Source organism: Cryobacterium sp. TmT2-59 (assembly GCF_004403545.1).
Classification (GTDB): domain Bacteria; phylum Actinomycetota; class Actinomycetes; order Actinomycetales; family Microbacteriaceae; genus Cryobacterium; species Cryobacterium shii.
Genome location: NZ_SOGM01000100.1, coordinates 96,067 through 110,358, shown reverse-complemented (window position 1 = coordinate 110,358; position 14,292 = coordinate 96,067). Strand labels below are relative to the sequence as shown.

Here is a 14,292-nt window from a genome sequence, read left to right as displayed (position 1 = left end):
CGTTCCGGTCGAGAGTGCCCGCTGTAGCGGGCACTCTCGACCGGAACGGGCACATTCGGGGGCGGAACGGGGGGCGGGTCACATCCCGAGGAGCTTGGCCTTTGCCGCCGCGAACTCTTCGTCGCTGATGACGCCGGCCGTCTTGAGTGTGGCCAATTTCTCGATCTGCGCGCTGAGGTCGTCGCCTCCCGCCGCGGCTGCCGGTTCCGGAGCCTGCTGGGCTTGCTCGGCTTGCCGCGCCTGCTGCGCTTCGTACTGCTGAGCCTCGTACTGCTGCTGCTCGGCGGCGGCCTGCTCGTCGGCCGAGGCCTGGGCCCGTGACTGCTGCCTGCGGTTCACGCCGCCGGCGACGGCCGTCGCGGTTCCGGCCACCACCGCTGTGCGGGCCATCGTGCCGATCAGGCCGGGACGGCCGATTCGTCTGGGCATGCTGATTCCTTTCGCTGTGGCCCGCGGAGCCGGTTGAGCTGCAGGGCCGATGGAGGTGTGGCGATCAGTCCGTGTCGGCGTCGGCTTCGGCGAGCGCCTCGAGCACTTCGTCGACGACGGCTCCCGGAATCCGGACCGTGTCCACGAGCACCCCGCCGGACGAGACGATGGCGTCGCGCAGCGGCTTGAACCAGGTGTGCTCGAAGACGAGGATCGCGGCCGAACTGTCATTTTCCAGGTCTGCCGCAAGTTCTTCGACGTCCTCGTCGGAGACGAGGCCGTTGATCATCTCGATCACGTCGGTCAGCGCCATCGCGTCCTCGTTCACGCCGAGTTCCTCGAACTCCGAGTACGAGATTGTGCCGTCCTCGTCTTTTCGCACGAACACGCCGTCGATGATGCTGATCGTGTCCGTGTCGACGAGGTCGGCCAGTGCCGGGAGGATCTCACCGGTGAACCTGTTTCCGGGGAACGCGATGACCAGTATTTCGATGGGACCAAGCATGGGTGACTCCTCCGATTGAGCATCAGGACACTGGGACGATAAACCCGTTCGGGGGGTGCATCAAGTGCGGGACCGACTCCCAGCCCGCGTATCTAAGCTGGGCTGATGGTCAGCCGCGACGCCTCCCCGTCCCCCGTGCCGCCCCCGTCGACGTTGTCGTCCCCGACGCCCGAAACGCCGCCCGGGGCATCCTCGCGAACGTCGCGACTGTGGCGGCCCGCCCTCGCGGGCGTGGCCGCCGCGCTGGCCGGCCTCGGGGCGGCCGAGCTGGCCGCCGGACTCTTCGCCCCGGCCGGCAACCCGATCCTGGCCGTCGGAGCGGTGGTCGTCGACCTTGCGCCCGGGTGGCTGAAGGAACTCGTCATCTCCCTGTTCGGCACGGGCGACAAGGTCGTGCTGATCGTCAGCGTGGCGCTCGGCGCCGTCCTCCTCGCCGCCGCGGCCGGGGTTCTCGAATTCCTCCGGCCGCCTGCGGGACGGGTCATCGTCGCGGCGTCGGGTACCCTCGCCGTCGCCGCGGTGCTCACCCGGGCGAACGCGGCGCCCTTCGACGCGATGCCCGCCGTCGTGGCCATGGTCGTCGCCGCGGTGGTGCTCACCCTGCTCATCGTCACGCTCCGCCGCATGCCGGCCGGTGCGCCGGCATCCGCTCCCGACCGTCGGCGCTTCCTCGCCTATGCGGGCGCCGGTGCGGGCCTCGGACTGCTCGCCGCGATCGGGGGCCAGATGATCTCGGCCGGGGTCAGGGCCACGGATGCCGCCCGCGCCCGTTTCACCCTCCCCACGCCGGCCGTGGCCGCGGCACCCGTGCCGGCCGGGGCAGCCCTGGACATTCCCGGCCTCGCCCCGCTGATCACCCCGAACGCGGATTTCTACCGCATCGACACGGCCCTCCAGGTTCCCCGGATCGATCCCGGCGCCTGGACCCTGAAGATCACGGGCATGGTCGAGAACGAGGTCGAGCTGAGCTTCGCCGAGCTGCTCGCCCTCCCCCTCGAGGAGAGCACGACGACCCTCACCTGCGTGTCGAACGACGTCGGCGGAGACCTGATCGGCAACGCGACCTGGCTGGGCTACCCGATCCGCGAGCTTCTCGCGCGGGCCAAGCCGCGCGCGGACGCCGACATGGTCCTCTCCCGCAGCGAAGACGGCTGGACGGCCAGCACTCCGCTGGGGGTGCTCATCGACGACCGCAACGCGATCCTTGCGGTCGGGATGAACGGCGAGCCGCTCCCCCTCGAGCACGGCTACCCGGTGCGGATGGTCGTGCCCGGGCTGTACGGCTACGTCTCGGCCACGAAATGGGTCGTCGAGCTGCACGTCACCCGGTTCGACCAGGAGACCGCCTACTGGACCAGCCGCGGCTGGACCGAACGCGGCCCGGTCAAGCTGTCCTCCCGGATCGACGTGCCCCGGCAGAACGTGCAGATGCCCGCGGGGCCCGTCACGGTAGCCGGCGTGGCCTGGTCCCAGCATGTGGGCATCCGTGCCGTCGATGTGCGGGTCGACGACGGCGGGTGGAACGCGGCGACCCTCGCCGACGCGATCTCCGCCGACACCTGGCGGCAGTGGACCTGGGTGTGGCCGGCCGCCTCCGGACGGCACACGCTCACCGTGCGGGCGACGGATGCCGCAGGGCAGGTGCAGACCTCTACGGTGCGCGATGTGCTGCCCGACGGGGCGACCGGGCTGCACTCGATCCCGGTGACGGTCGGGTAGTCACCCGGGCCCCGGGGCACCGCGACAGAAGCGCTGCCCGGGCGTATCCTCAACACCGAAAACCATGGTGCCGGCGTTGGGCCGTGCCCGGCCTGAGAGGACGTCCATCATGCGCACCCAGACGAAGCTGTCTGCAGCCGACCTGCGACATTTCGAGAAGCTCCTCCGTGCTCAGCGCCACGACCTCGACATCGCCCTCGGTCGCATCGTCACCACGCTCGACGGGGTGATCGAGGCCCGGGGCACGGCCGACGACGAACACGACCCCGAGGGCCCCACCCTGACGATGGAATGGTCCCGCATCTCCGGCGTGCACAGCGACCTGGAGGTCAAATCAGCCGAAATCGACCGGGCGCTCGTGCGGATTGCGAACGGCAGCTACGGGTTCTGCACCCGCCGGGGCGAACCTATCGGGCGCGCCCGGCTGGACGCCAGACCCGCCGCGGAACTCTGCATCGACTGCGCCCGCGAGCTGGAGGCCCAGCTCAAGGCCTGAGTCGTTTCGGGGCTGGGTTGGATCAAGACTGAAGCGGTGTCACGGGCCGGCTGCGAGATAGAGCACGGCGAGGAGTCCCAGCATGACCGTCGAGCCGGCCAGGGCGGGCAACGGCCACGCACCGCTGGGCGGCAGGGACGCGGACCGCGTGAGCGCGGCGTGGGCGCGGCGATAGCGCACACTCACGCCGAGGTAGGCCGCGATCGCCAGGGCCAGCCCGACCAGGCCGGTGGCCACGGCGACGGCTCCCCGGTCCGGTGCGGTCAGGCGCACTCCGACGGCGACGAAGGCGGTGAGCGAAAGCACCGTGCGCTGCCAGGCGAGCAGGGTTCGCTCGGGCTGCAGCCCCGGGTCGAAGGGCCGCTCCGAGGTCACAGGAACATTCCGGCCGCGATCAGCAGGCCGGCCACCACCACTCCGGCCGCAAGGATGCCGGACAGTGCCGGCGCTGGCAGCGGCCGGTTCTGGCGCATCGACCGTTCGATGCGCATCCAGCTGATCCACGCGTGCGCCGGGGCGATGAGCCCGAGGGCGACGAAGAGGCCCGACGCCGAGAGACGGAAGTCGGCGCGGATGGGCAGCGGCAGCGCCTCCAGCGCCACCCCGGCGGCGATCAGGGCGAGCGCGGTGCGGATCCAGGCGAGGAAGGTGCGCTCGTTCGCCAGGCTGAACCGGGGGTCAGGCTCCTGACCGTGCCGGTAGACCGAGCTGGGAAACCGTGTCACGACGTGTCCTCTCGAAAATGCACCGCGGTGCGGACTGACCCCGTCTCGGCGCGCACCGGTGCCCGTTCCGTTCCGTTCCGTTCCGGACCGCGACACCACAGTACCCGCCGGACGGTCCGGCTGGTCCGCCGCCGCCGCCGGCCACCCGTCGCCGGCCGCCCGTCTGTGGCCCAGGCGGTGTCCGCGGTAGCCCCGCGCCCCTGTCGAATTCGACGGAGATTTTGCCCGAAACGGCCTCAAACCCGCCGGAACGGCCGATTTGCAGCAAAATCTCCGTCGAATTGGTTCGGGGCCGACCGGAGACGGGGGCTAGGCCTCGTCGGTCACCGCCGCGGCGAACTGCGCGTTGTAGAGGGCGTGGTAGGCGCCGCCGGCGGCGAGGAGCTCATCGTGCGTGCCCAGTTCGACGATCCGGCCGGCCTCCATCACCAGGATCAGGTCGGCGTCCCGAATCGTGGAGAGGCGGTGCGCGATCACGAAGCTGGTGCGGTCGGCGCGCAGGGCGCTCATCGCCTTCTGCACGAGCACCTCGGTGCGGGTGTCGACGGAGCTGGTCGCCTCGTCGAGGATCAGCACGCTCGGCTTCGCGAGGAAGGCGCGGGCGATGGTGAGCAGCTGCTTCTCGCCGGCGCTGACGTTGCCGCCCTCGTCGTCGAGGACCGTGTCGTAACCGTCCGGCAGCGTGTGCACGAACCGGTCCACGTAGGTGGCGCGCGCCGCCGCGAGGATCTCCTCCTCCGAGGCATCCGGTCGGCCGTAGGCGATGTTGTCGCGGATGGTGCCGCCGAAAAGCCAGGTGTCCTGCAGCACCATGCCCATCCGGCCTCGCAGGTCGTCCCGGGTCATCCCGCTGACGTCCACACCGTCGAGCGTGATCCGGCCGGCGTCGAGCTCGTAGAAGCGCATCATCAGGTTGACCAGAGTGGTCTTTCCGGCCCCGGTCGGACCCACGATGGCGACGGTCTGGCCGGGCTCGGCCACCAGGCTGAGGTTCTCGATCAGCGGTTTGTCGGGGGTGTAGCGGAAGGAGACGTCCTCGAAGGTCAACCGTCCGTGCACGACCTCGGGGCTCGTCGCCGGCTCCGGGTCCGGGCTCTGCTCCTCCGCGTCGAGGAGGGCGAACACCCGCTCGGCGGAGGCGACCCCGGACTGCAGGAGGTTCGCCATCGATCCGAGCTGGGCGAGCGGCTGGGTGAACTGCCGGGAGTACTGGATGAACGCCTGCACGTCGCCGAGCTGCATCGCGCCGGACGCCACCTGGAGGCCGCCGGCGACGGCGATGGCCACGTAGACCAGGTTGCCGATGAACGTCATCGCGGGCATGATCAGGCCGCTGACGAACTGGGCGCCGAAGCTGGCCTGGTACAGTTCGTCGTTCTTGGCCCGGAAACGTTCTTCGACCTCCTTCTGACGACCGAACACCTTGACCAGGGCGTGCCCGGTGAAGGTCTCCTCGATCTGACCGTTCAGTTCGCCGGTGTGCGTCCACTGGTCGACGAAGAGTTTCTGCGAGCGCTTCGCGATCAGCACGGTGGTGACCAGCGTCAACGGCACGGTGACCAGGGCGATCACGGCCAGCAGGGGCGAGAGCAGGAACATCATCACGATCACGCCGACGACCGTGAGCAGTGAGGTGACCGCCTGGCTCAGCGACTGCTGCAGGCTCTGCGAGACGTTGTCCACGTCATTGGTGACCCGGCTGAGCAGTTCGCCGCGCTGCACGGTGTCGTAGTACCGCAGCGGCAGCCGGTTGATCTTCGCCTCGATCTCGCTGCGCAGGCGGAACACCGTGCGCTGCACGACCCCGTTCAGCACGTACGCCTGTACGTAGCTGAAGACGGAGGACAGCACGTACAGCACCATCGCCCAGAGCAGCACGGTGGACAGCATCGCGAAGTCGATCCCCAGGCCCGGAGTCAGGGTCATCCCGCTGAGCAGGTCGGCTTTGCCCGTTTCACCGGATGCGCGCAGCTGGTTGATCACGTCAGCCTGGCTCACACCGGCGGGCAGGCCCTTGGAGACGACGCCGGCGAAGATGAGGTTCGTGCCCTCGCCGAGCAGCCTCGGGCCGATCACCGAGAAGGTGACACTTGCGATCGCGAGGAACAGCACCAGCATGAGCCACAGCCGTTCGGGGCGCAACTTGCCCAGCAGCCGCCTGGCCGACGGGCCGAAGTTCATCGCCTTCTCGGCTGGAACGTTCATCCCGCCGAACGGGCCGCCGCCGTGTCCCGGGCCGCGCATGGGCGGACGGGGCGGGGTCTTCGCCGCGGTTGATTCGCTCATGCTGCTTCCTCCGCGGTGAGCTGCGATGACACGATTTCCTGGTAGGTCTGGTTCGATTCGAGCAGTTGCTCGTGGGTTCCGCGGCCGACGATGCGGCCGCCCTCCAGCACGAGGATCTGGTCCGCGTCGATGATCGTCGACACCCGCTGGGCGACGATCACCATCGTGGCGCCGTCGGTGCCCGTGCGCAGCGCCGCACGCAGGCGCGCATCCGTCGCCAGGTCGAGCGAGGAGAACGAGTCGTCGAAGATGTACAGTTCCGGCCGTTTGACCAGGGCCCGCGCGATTGCGAGGCGCTGCCGCTGGCCGCCGGACACGTTCGTTCCGCCCTGTGAGATCGGGGCGTCGAGGCCGTCCTCCATCTCCTGCACGAAGTCTTTCGCCTGCGCGATCGTCAGCGCCCGCCAGAGTTCCTCCTCCGTCGCATCCGGTTTGCCGTAGAGCAGGTTGCTGCGCACGGTGCCGGAGAACAGGTACGGTTTCTGCGGCACGAGGCCGATGTGCCCCCACAGCAGGTCCGGTTTGAGTTCGCGCACGTCCACGCCGTCCACGAGTACCTTGCCGCTGGTGGCGTCGAAGAGCCGGGGCAGCAGGTTCACCAGGGTGGTCTTGCCCGAGCCCGTGCTGCCGATGATGGCCGTCGTCTCCCCGGAGTGCACGAGGAAACTCACGTTGCGCAGCACCGGCTGCTCGGCGCCCGGGTAGGCGAAACCGACGTCCACCAGCTCGAGTTCGCCCTGCCCGACGGTCTCATTGATCGGGTGCGCTGGCGGTCGCACGCTCGACGGGGTGTCGAGCACCTCGCCGATCCGGTCCGCGGAGACGGTCGCTCGGGGGATCATCACGGCCATGAACGTGGCCATCATCACGGCCATCAGGATCTGCATCAGGTAGCTGAGGAATGCGATCAGGGTGCCCACCTGCATGGATCCGTCCTGGATCCGGAACGCGCCGAACCAGATCACTGCGACACTCGAGACGTTGAGCACGAGCATGACGACGGGGAACATCAGGGCCATCAGTCGGCCGGCGCGGAGGGCAGTGTCCGTGACGTCTTCGTTGGCCCGGCCGAAGCGTGCCGACTCGACGTCCTCGCGAACGAAGGCCCGGATCACCCGGATGCCCGTGAGCTGCTCCCGCAGCACCCGGTTGACGGTGTCGATCCTGGTCTGCATCAGCCGGAACAGCGGAACCATCCGCACGATGATCAGCCCGACCCCGATCAGGAGCACGGGCACGCTGACGGCGATCAGCCAGGACAGCTGGACGTCCTGCCGGATGGCCATGATCACGCCGCCGATCGAGAGGATCGGCGCGGACACCATCAGGGTGGAGGTCATCAGGACGAGCATCTGAACCTGTTGCACGTCATTGGTCGACCGGGTTATCAGCGAGGGCGCTCCGAACCGGGTGACCTCCTGCTCGGAGAATTCACCGACCCGGGTGAAGACGGCACCGCGCAGGTCACGCCCCAGCGCCATGGCCGCCTTGGCCCCGAAGTAGACCGCCGTGATTGCCGCGAGGATCTGCAGGAGCGTGATCGCCAGCATCAGGCCGCCGGTCTGCAGGATGTACCCGGTGTCGCCCTTGGCCACGCCCTCGTCGATGATGTCGGCATTGAGCGTGGGCAGATAGAGCGACGCGATCGACTGAACGAGCTGGAAGAACACGACGGCCGCCAGCAGCCGCCAGTAGGGCCGCAGGTACTTCACAAGCAATTTCCACAACATCGGTTCTCCTAGGGGGTGGCGATCGGCCGGGCGGGTGCACCGGCAATGCCGTAGAGGATGAGGGCGGTCAGCTCGTCGTCGTCGAAGGCGGCACCGGACCGGATCTGGGGCACGGATGCCGCGAGCGCGACCATCCGGATGATCTGCGCCGCCCGGATCGGCGGCACGCTCAGGCGCGCGAAGTCCGGGGCGAGCAGGTGGGCGAGCATCTCGGTGAACTCGTGCGCGGCCTCATGGGTGTGGGGCCTGCCCATCGATCCGGCCATGTTCAGGATCGTGAAGACCCGGGCGAAGCGCGCACGGAGGAGCCCCACGATGGCGCCCACCCGTTCCTCGAGCGGGAGGGCGAGGTCCACCGCGGCCAGCTGCACCCGGAGCGGCTCCGGATCGAGTTGCCGGGCCACGACGGCCCGGATCAGTTCGTCCTTGCTGTCGAAAGCCCGGAAGATGGTGCCCTCGGCGATGCCGGCGCACTCGGCGATCTGCCGGGTCGTGACGCCCTGGCCGTGTTCGATCAGCAGCGGGGTGACGGCGTCGATGATCATCGACTGCCGGTCCTCGACCGACAGCGACCTGGCTCGGGCCGGCTTCCGCGTCATCCGTTCAGACTAACTGAGTGAGCGCTCACTCACAAGGAGGGATGTGGCGCCCGCCGGGCTTCCGGTGTCCTTCTCGTGGAACACGGCTGCCCGCCAGCGATGCGCCACGGTCATCACCGGGCGCTCGATCAGGCGGTAGCTCAGGTAGCCCACCGTGAGCACGGCCGCGAGGGTGACGACCCACCAGCCGGCGACCATGATCGGGTTGGCGGCGAACGAGCCGGCGATGGTCAGCCAGACGCGACCCGTCACAGCGAGGACGAGCACGTGGCAGAGGTAGACGGAGTAAAACATGTCGCCGAGAACCGTGAGCCGGGACAGGGCGCCGATTCCGCGACGGTGCTCGAGGGCCGTTGCCGCCAGGAGCAGCAGGGCGAACCCGACGCCGAGGGTGAGTGGGCGGTCGAGGCCGGGACCCGCGTAGAGGTCCGCGGGAGTGGTGGCGCCGAAGGAGAGCAGCACGACGATGCCGGTGACGGCCAGCACGGCGGCGACGACCCGGTTGACGTGCCGGAACAGCAGCGCGGCGACCCCGCCGAGGATGAACTCGATGGCCATGGCGTTGGTCGGGAGTTCGAGGTACGGGTTCGCCGAGATGGGGCCGGCCCAGTTCACGATCACCAGCAGGGCGAACCAGACCGCGAGGGCGGACACCAGCATCCGCTCCGGCAGGAACAGGACCACCGCGAACACGACGTAGAACCACACCTCGATCGTCAGCGTCCAAGCCACGAGGAGCAGCGGCAGGATCTCGGTCGGCAGCAGCAGGAAGGACGAGAGAATGTCGATCTGACCGCCCTGGGACGAGTTGATGAACGCGGGGGCCAGGAACAGCACGGGCAGCAGCGCCAGGCTGTAGACCCAGTAGGTGGGGTAGATGCGGAAGAACCGGTTCCACACGAATTTGCCCACCTGGCGGGGCGTTCCGTGCTTGCCGCGGGTGGTCAGGACCATGACGAAACCGCTGATCACGAAGAAGAGGTCGACGCCGGACAGCCCTCGGCCGAGGAATTCCGGCAGGATGTTCGTGCCCGAGAAGTACTTCACCTCGGTCGACTGCGGATGGTAGGCCACCACGGCGAGCGCCGCGAACCCTCGGGCCAGTTGCACGGTGTTGAGCTGGGCGGCGGGGCGCTTCACGCGCGGCCGCCGGGTGGTCTGCATCGTCACGGGTGGAGCCTCACTGTCGGCACGAGGGTGAGCGTGCGCTCGAACACTCAAGCGACGATAGCCACCTGCCGGAGGATGATTCGCCCCGGGCGACCGGCTACTCCCGCCGACCATCCCGTAAGCCTAACCCGTGCGGAAGCCGGCCCCTCTGGGCCCATCCGCGGCGGCCGGCCCCGCGTGAACTCACGCGAACAGGTCGGAGATCCAGGCGACGTCCTCGGGCGTCGGCTGCCACTCGTTCGCTTCGAGGGTGTTCTGCACGACCTGCTCCGGCCGCGTGGCGCCGGCGATGACGCTGGTGAGCCCCGGCTGGGCCAGGAGCCAGGCGAACGTGGCCGCGAGCATGGTCACGCCGTGTTCGTCGCAGAACGCCTCGTACTTCTCGATCACGTCCCAGGGGGCCGTCTCGGCCAGATGGGGTCTGAACATCATGATCCGACTGTCGGCCGGGCCCCCGGCACGCGAGAACTTGCCCGTGAACAGGCCGTTGTAGAGCGGGAAGAACGGCAGGAACCCCAGGCCGTAGGCGTTGACGGCCGGCAGCACCTCCTCCTCCGCGTCGCGCACGAGCAGGCTGTACTCGTTCTGCGCGGAGATGAACCGCGGATGCCCGTGCAGCCGAGCCGTGAACTCGGCCTCCGCGATCTGCCAGCCGGCCAGGTTGGAGTGGCCGATGTAGCGCACCTTGCCCTCCCGGATCAGGTCGTCCAGCGTCTGCAGCGTCTCCTCGATCGGCGTGTTCGGGTCGGGCGTGTGCAGCTGGTACAGGTCGATCCAGTCGGTCTGCAGCCGCCGGAGCGAGGCCTCGACGGCCAGGCGTATGTACCGGCGCGAGCCGCGCGCATCCCAGTCCGGCCCGTTCCGGCCGTTCATGTCCATGCCGAACTTGGACGCCAGCACGATCCGGTCCCGCTTGCCCTGCAGAGCGTGGCCCATCAGGGTTTCGCTGAGGCCCCGTTCCGCGCCGTAGATGTCCGCCGTGTCGAACAGGGTGATCCCGGCGTCGACCGCCGTATCGATGACGGCGGAGGTGCCCGCCTGGCTTTGGGTGGCCGTGCCCGCACGACCGAAATTGTTGCAGCCGAGGCCGATCGTGGAGACCATCAGTCCCGAATCGCCCAGCCTGCGGTAGTCGATCTGCGCCATGCCCCCACATTAGGCTCACAGCGCTGTGCTAAACAGGTCGTGACCCGAAAGGCATCAGATGAACCGGCTCTCCATTGGCGTCATGTCCCGTTCCGGCAAGGTGGACGAACGTCGCCTTCCGCTGCATCCGCTCCACCTCGACCAGATTGATGCCGACGTGCGCGGCCGCATCTATCTGGAGCAGGGCTACGGGGAACAGTTCGGCATGCCCGACGAACGGCTCGCGCCGCTGGTGGGCGGCCTGCTCCCCCGCGAGCAGCTGATCGCGGAGTGTGACGTCATCCTGCTGGCCAAGCCGCTGCTCGCGGATATCGGCCAGCTGCGGGAGGGGCAGATCCTCTGGGGCTGGCCGCACTGCGTGCAGGACCCGGCCCTCACCCAGCTCGCCATCGACAAGAAACTCACCCTGATCGCCTTCGAGGCGATGAACGAGTGGACCGCGGACGGCGACTTCAAACGGCACATCCTGCAGAAGAACAACGAGCTCGCCGGTTACGCCTCGGTGGTGCACGCCCTGTCGCTCGTTGGCTCGACCGGCGTGTACGGCCGCCCGCTGCGCGCGGCCGTGATCGGATCCGGGTCCACCGCCCGCGGAGCCGTGACGGCCCTGGGGGCCCACGGAGTCACCGACGTCAGCCTGGTCACCCCGCGCGCCATCGCGCCGGGGTCGGTGTTCGACGCCGCCCGGATCGTGCCGCTCGTGCGCGAGGATGGCGCCGGCGACTCCGGTGGTGTCGCCGCCGGTTCGGTCGACTCCGTTCTGGTCGAGGGCAAACGGATGCCGCTGCCCGACTTCCTGGCCGGCCACGACGTGATCGTGAACTGCGTGCTGCAGGACCCCAACCAGCCGCTCACCTTCCTGCGGGATGCGGACCTCGCGCTGCTCGCCCCGGGAACCCTCGTCGTCGACGTGTCGTGCGATGCCGGCATGGGGTTCGCCTGGGCCCGGCCGACCACGTTCGCCAACCCGGTCTTCACCGTCGGCGACAACGTCACGTACTACGCGGTCGACCACAGTCCCTCCTATCTGTGGGACTCCGCCACCTGGGAGATCAGTGCGGCACTCCTCCCCTACCTCGAGGACGTGCTGAGGGGCGAGAACGCCTGGGGTGCCGACGAGACCCTGCGCCGGGCGATCGAGATCAGGAACGGGGTCATCCAGAATCCCAGCATCCTGGCCTTCCAGAACCGCTCCGCCGACTACCCGCACCTACCGCTGGCCTGAGCCGGGGGCCTGGTCCGGTCGGGTGGCCATGGCCGAAGCCTCCTCCCCAGTGGGCGACGGTGCCAGTTCCCCTCAGGTCCGAAAGCCGCCAGAGTCCCGCTGCGGCGCCGACTACAGTCGAGTCATGATCAGCATCGAAACGTCTTTGATCCGGCTGCCCAGCCCCATTGGGCGGCTGGAACTGACCAGCGACGGTGAGAGCATCCTGTCGCTCTCGATCGAGCGCGACGGGCATCTGCCCCTGGAGGCGTCGGCAGAGGCCCCCTCCCCCCTGCTCGCCCAGGCCGCCCGGGAGCTGACGGAGTACTTCGCCGGAACCCGCACCAGCTTCGACGTGCCCGTCCGGCCGCGGCAGGGCACTGCGTTCCAGAAGGATGTCTGGGCGCGCCTGGCCGCACTGGGCTTCGGCGACGTCACCTCGTACGGAGAAGTGGCGAGGTCGCTGGAAAAGCCGGGCTCAGGCCGGGCCGTCGGCGGCGCCATCGGTGCGAATCCCGTGCCCATCCTGGTCGGTTGTCACCGGGTGTTGGCCGCTGACGGGCGCATCACCGGGTACAGCGGAGGCAGCGGCATCCCCACCAAGGTCTGGCTGCTCGATCACGAAGGCATCGAGCACCGGTCGTGACCGACGCGACCGGTTCGCTCCGGGTGGGCGCGGACGGGCTCGCCCGCTGCGGCTGGGTGGGCGACGACGCCGAATACCGGCGATACCACGATGAAGAGTGGGGACGTCCGCTTCGGGACGACCGGGCGCTGTTCGAGAAGCTGTGCCTCGAGGGCTTCCAGGCGGGCTTGTCGTGGATCACGATCCTGCGGCGACGCCCCGCCTTCCGGGCCGCGTTTCACGGCTTCGAGGTGGACCGGGTCGCCGTCATGGACGAATCAGACGTCGCCCGTCTCGTGGCCGATCCCAGCATCATCCGCCACCGCGGGAAGATCGAGGCGACCATCGGCAACGCCCGGGTCACCCGGGACCTCGGTCACAGCCTGGCCGCGCTGATCTGGAGCTTCGCACCGCCAGGCCGCAGCTCCCGGCTGGTAACGCTCAGCGAGATCCCGGCCATCACCCCGGAATCGACGGCGCTCAGCCGCGAGCTGCGCGCCCGCGGTTACCGGTTCGTCGGCCCCACCACGATGTACGCGCTGATGCAGTCCGCGGGCCTCGTCGACGATCACGTGCAGGGCTGCCACCGCGCCTCCGCCGACTAGAGGACCGGCTGGAGGCGCCGACCAGAGGATCGGCTGGAGGTCCGACCGGAGGTCAGGGCAGCAGGCCGAGAGACAGAACCGCGGCGCGCTCTTCAAGCAGCTCGGCGACCGAGTTGTCGATCCGGGCGCGCGAGAAGGCGTCGATCGAGAGGTTCGGCACGATCTCGTATCGCCCGTCCACGCCGCGCACCGGGAATGAACAGACCAGACCCTCCGGCACGCCGTAGGAGCCGTCCGACACGACGCCCGCGGAGGTCCATCGGTCGCCGGTCCCGTTGACCCAGTCGTAGACATGGTCGATGGCCGCACTGGCCGCGGACGCCGCGGACGACGCGCCGCGTGCCTGGATGATCTCGTAACCGCGGTTGGCGACCCGGGGAATGAACTCCCCGGTCAGCCACGCCTCGTCCACGAGGCCGGACACCGGGCGCCCGCCCGCGGTCGCGTGGGAGACATCCGGGTACTGGCTGGCGGAGTGGTTCCCCCACACGGTGAGTCTGTCGATCTCGGGAACGGGCACGCCCAGCCGGGCGGCCAACTGGCCGAGCCCGCGGTTGTGGTCCAGCCGGGTCATGGCCGTGAAGCGTTCCGCCGGAATGTCCGGAGCGAAAGCGCTGGCAACGAGGGCATTGGTGTTCACGGGGTTGCCCACGACCAGGACGCGCACATCGGATGCCGCGCCCTCGTTGAGCGCGAGCCCCTGCGGCCCGAAGATGCGACCGTTGCTCTCGAGCAGAGCCACCCGCTCCATGCCGACGGCCCGGGGCCGGGAACCGACCAGCAGCGCGATGCTGACCCCGTCGAAGGCGCGGACCGGGTCTTCCGTGACGGTGACCGACCGCAGCAGCGGGAACGCGCAGTCCTGCAGCTCGAGGGCTGTGCCCTCCGCGGCGGCGCGTCCCCCGGGGATCTCGAGCAGGGTGAGGTTGATCGGTGTGGTCGGGCCGAGCAGGGCGCCTGACGCAATCCGAAAGACCAGGGCGTAGCCGATTTGGCCGCCGGCGCCGGTGACGGTGACGTTCATAGGTGGTGTGGGCACGGTCACAGCCTAGG

15 protein-coding genes are annotated in these 14,292 nt (G+C 69.1%); 5 read left to right on the top strand and 10 right to left on the bottom strand.

The genetic code is table 11. The features are described from left to right. Positions 1-78: 78 nt before the first annotated feature. On the bottom strand, positions 79-429 hold the full coding sequence (locus E3T24_RS16050) for an SHOCT domain-containing protein (protein ID WP_134367706.1): 351 nt from the start codon (positions 427-429) through the stop codon (positions 79-81). A gap of 64 nt (positions 430-493) precedes the next feature. After that, entirely contained in the window at positions 494-934 is a 441-nt protein-coding gene (locus tag E3T24_RS16045; RefSeq protein WP_134367704.1) for a DUF6325 family protein, read from the bottom strand. 105 nt (positions 935-1,039) lie between these two features. Here E3T24_RS16045 and E3T24_RS16040 point away from each other — a divergent pair, with 105 nt between their 5' ends. Both E3T24_RS16040 and E3T24_RS16035 read left to right on the top strand, forming a co-directional pair. After that, positions 1,040-2,653: a molybdopterin-dependent oxidoreductase gene (locus E3T24_RS16040; protein WP_134367702.1), complete on the top strand. Its 1,614-nt coding sequence runs from the start codon at positions 1,040-1,042 to the stop codon at positions 2,651-2,653. 109 nt (positions 2,654-2,762) lie between these two features. Next, positions 2,763-3,149, top strand: coding sequence for a TraR/DksA C4-type zinc finger protein (locus E3T24_RS16035; RefSeq protein WP_134367700.1), 387 nt, complete (start codon positions 2,763-2,765; stop codon positions 3,147-3,149). 39 nt (positions 3,150-3,188) lie between these two features. Here E3T24_RS16035 and E3T24_RS16030 read toward each other — a convergent pair whose 3' ends face one another. From E3T24_RS16030 to E3T24_RS16000, 7 genes are all read right to left on the bottom strand, one after another. Next, positions 3,189-3,524: a DUF202 domain-containing protein gene (locus E3T24_RS16030; protein WP_160141121.1), complete on the bottom strand. Its 336-nt coding sequence runs from the start codon at positions 3,522-3,524 to the stop codon at positions 3,189-3,191. Beyond that, the gene (locus E3T24_RS16025) at positions 3,521-3,874 is read right to left on the bottom strand and encodes a DUF202 domain-containing protein (RefSeq protein WP_134367696.1); all 354 of its coding nucleotides are present in this window, start codon (positions 3,872-3,874) and stop codon (positions 3,521-3,523) included. The genes E3T24_RS16030 and E3T24_RS16025 overlap by 4 nt, the downstream gene beginning before the upstream one ends. Before the next feature lie 309 nt (positions 3,875-4,183). Then, entirely contained in the window at positions 4,184-6,160 is a 1,977-nt protein-coding gene (locus tag E3T24_RS16020; protein ID WP_134367694.1) for an ABC transporter ATP-binding protein, read from the bottom strand. After that, complete coding sequence (locus E3T24_RS16015) at positions 6,157-7,890, bottom strand: ABC transporter ATP-binding protein (protein ID WP_134402601.1); 1,734 nt, start codon at positions 7,888-7,890, stop codon at positions 6,157-6,159. Before E3T24_RS16015 ends, E3T24_RS16020 begins: the two co-directional genes overlap by 4 nt. Positions 7,891-7,898: 8 nt before the next feature. Next, entirely contained in the window at positions 7,899-8,489 is a 591-nt protein-coding gene (locus tag E3T24_RS16010; protein ID WP_134367690.1) for a TetR/AcrR family transcriptional regulator, read from the bottom strand. A gap of 9 nt (positions 8,490-8,498) precedes the next feature. Next, entirely contained in the window at positions 8,499-9,653 is a 1,155-nt protein-coding gene (locus E3T24_RS16005) for an acyltransferase (RefSeq protein ID WP_241978725.1), read from the bottom strand. A 189-nt stretch (positions 9,654-9,842) separates the two neighbouring features. Further along, a complete protein-coding gene (locus tag E3T24_RS16000; protein WP_134367687.1) occupies positions 9,843-10,805 on the bottom strand; it encodes an aldo/keto reductase in 963 nt (320 codons plus the stop codon). A 58-nt stretch (positions 10,806-10,863) separates the two neighbouring features. On the opposite strand from E3T24_RS16000, the gene E3T24_RS15995 reads away from it, so the two are divergent. The 3 genes from E3T24_RS15995 to E3T24_RS15985 all read left to right on the top strand — a co-directional run bounded on the left by E3T24_RS15995 (position 10,864) and on the right by E3T24_RS15985 (position 13,239). Beyond that, positions 10,864-12,030, top strand: a complete 1,167-nt coding sequence (locus E3T24_RS15995) for a N(5)-(carboxyethyl)ornithine synthase (protein WP_134367685.1) — start codon at positions 10,864-10,866, stop codon at positions 12,028-12,030. Positions 12,031-12,154: 124 nt separating this feature from the next. Further along, complete coding sequence (locus E3T24_RS15990; RefSeq protein WP_134367683.1) at positions 12,155-12,655, top strand: methylated-DNA--[protein]-cysteine S-methyltransferase; 501 nt, start codon at positions 12,155-12,157, stop codon at positions 12,653-12,655. Continuing rightward, on the top strand, positions 12,652-13,239 hold the full coding sequence (locus tag E3T24_RS15985; RefSeq protein ID WP_134367681.1) for a DNA-3-methyladenine glycosylase I: 588 nt from the start codon (positions 12,652-12,654) through the stop codon (positions 13,237-13,239). Before E3T24_RS15990 ends, E3T24_RS15985 begins: the two co-directional genes overlap by 4 nt. A gap of 52 nt (positions 13,240-13,291) precedes the next feature. On the opposite strand, the gene E3T24_RS15980 is transcribed toward E3T24_RS15985, so the two are convergent. Then, positions 13,292-14,278 (bottom strand): malate dehydrogenase, encoded by a 987-nt coding sequence (locus E3T24_RS15980; protein WP_134434861.1) that lies wholly within the window; start codon positions 14,276-14,278, stop codon positions 13,292-13,294. Positions 14,279-14,292 lie beyond the last annotated feature (14 nt).

Bases quoted from the DNA above. Each gene is read 5' to 3' on its own strand.
- E3T24_RS16050 (WP_134367706.1), bottom strand. From the start codon at position 429: ATGCCCAGACGAATCGGCCGTCCCGGCCTGATCGGCACGATGGCCCGC.
- E3T24_RS16020 (WP_134367694.1), bottom strand. From the start codon at position 6,160: ATGAGCGAATCAACCGCGGCGAAGACCCCGCCCCGTCCGCCCATGCGC.
- E3T24_RS16040 (WP_134367702.1), top strand. From the start codon at position 1,040: ATGGTCAGCCGCGACGCCTCCCCGTCCCCCGTGCCGCCCCCGTCGACG.
- E3T24_RS16015 (WP_134402601.1), bottom strand. From the start codon at position 7,890: ATGTTGTGGAAATTGCTTGTGAAGTACCTGCGGCCCTACTGGCGGCTG.
- E3T24_RS16000 (WP_134367687.1), bottom strand. From the start codon at position 10,805: ATGGCGCAGATCGACTACCGCAGGCTGGGCGATTCGGGACTGATGGTC.
- E3T24_RS15995 (WP_134367685.1), top strand. From the start codon at position 10,864: ATGAACCGGCTCTCCATTGGCGTCATGTCCCGTTCCGGCAAGGTGGAC.
- E3T24_RS16005 (WP_241978725.1), bottom strand. From the start codon at position 9,653: ATGCAGACCACCCGGCGGCCGCGCGTGAAGCGCCCCGCCGCCCAGCTC.
- E3T24_RS16035 (WP_134367700.1), top strand. From the start codon at position 2,763: ATGCGCACCCAGACGAAGCTGTCTGCAGCCGACCTGCGACATTTCGAG.
- E3T24_RS16045 (WP_134367704.1), bottom strand. From the start codon at position 934: ATGCTTGGTCCCATCGAAATACTGGTCATCGCGTTCCCCGGAAACAGG.
- E3T24_RS16010 (WP_134367690.1), bottom strand. From the start codon at position 8,489: ATGACGCGGAAGCCGGCCCGAGCCAGGTCGCTGTCGGTCGAGGACCGG.
- E3T24_RS15990 (WP_134367683.1), top strand. From the start codon at position 12,155: ATGATCAGCATCGAAACGTCTTTGATCCGGCTGCCCAGCCCCATTGGG.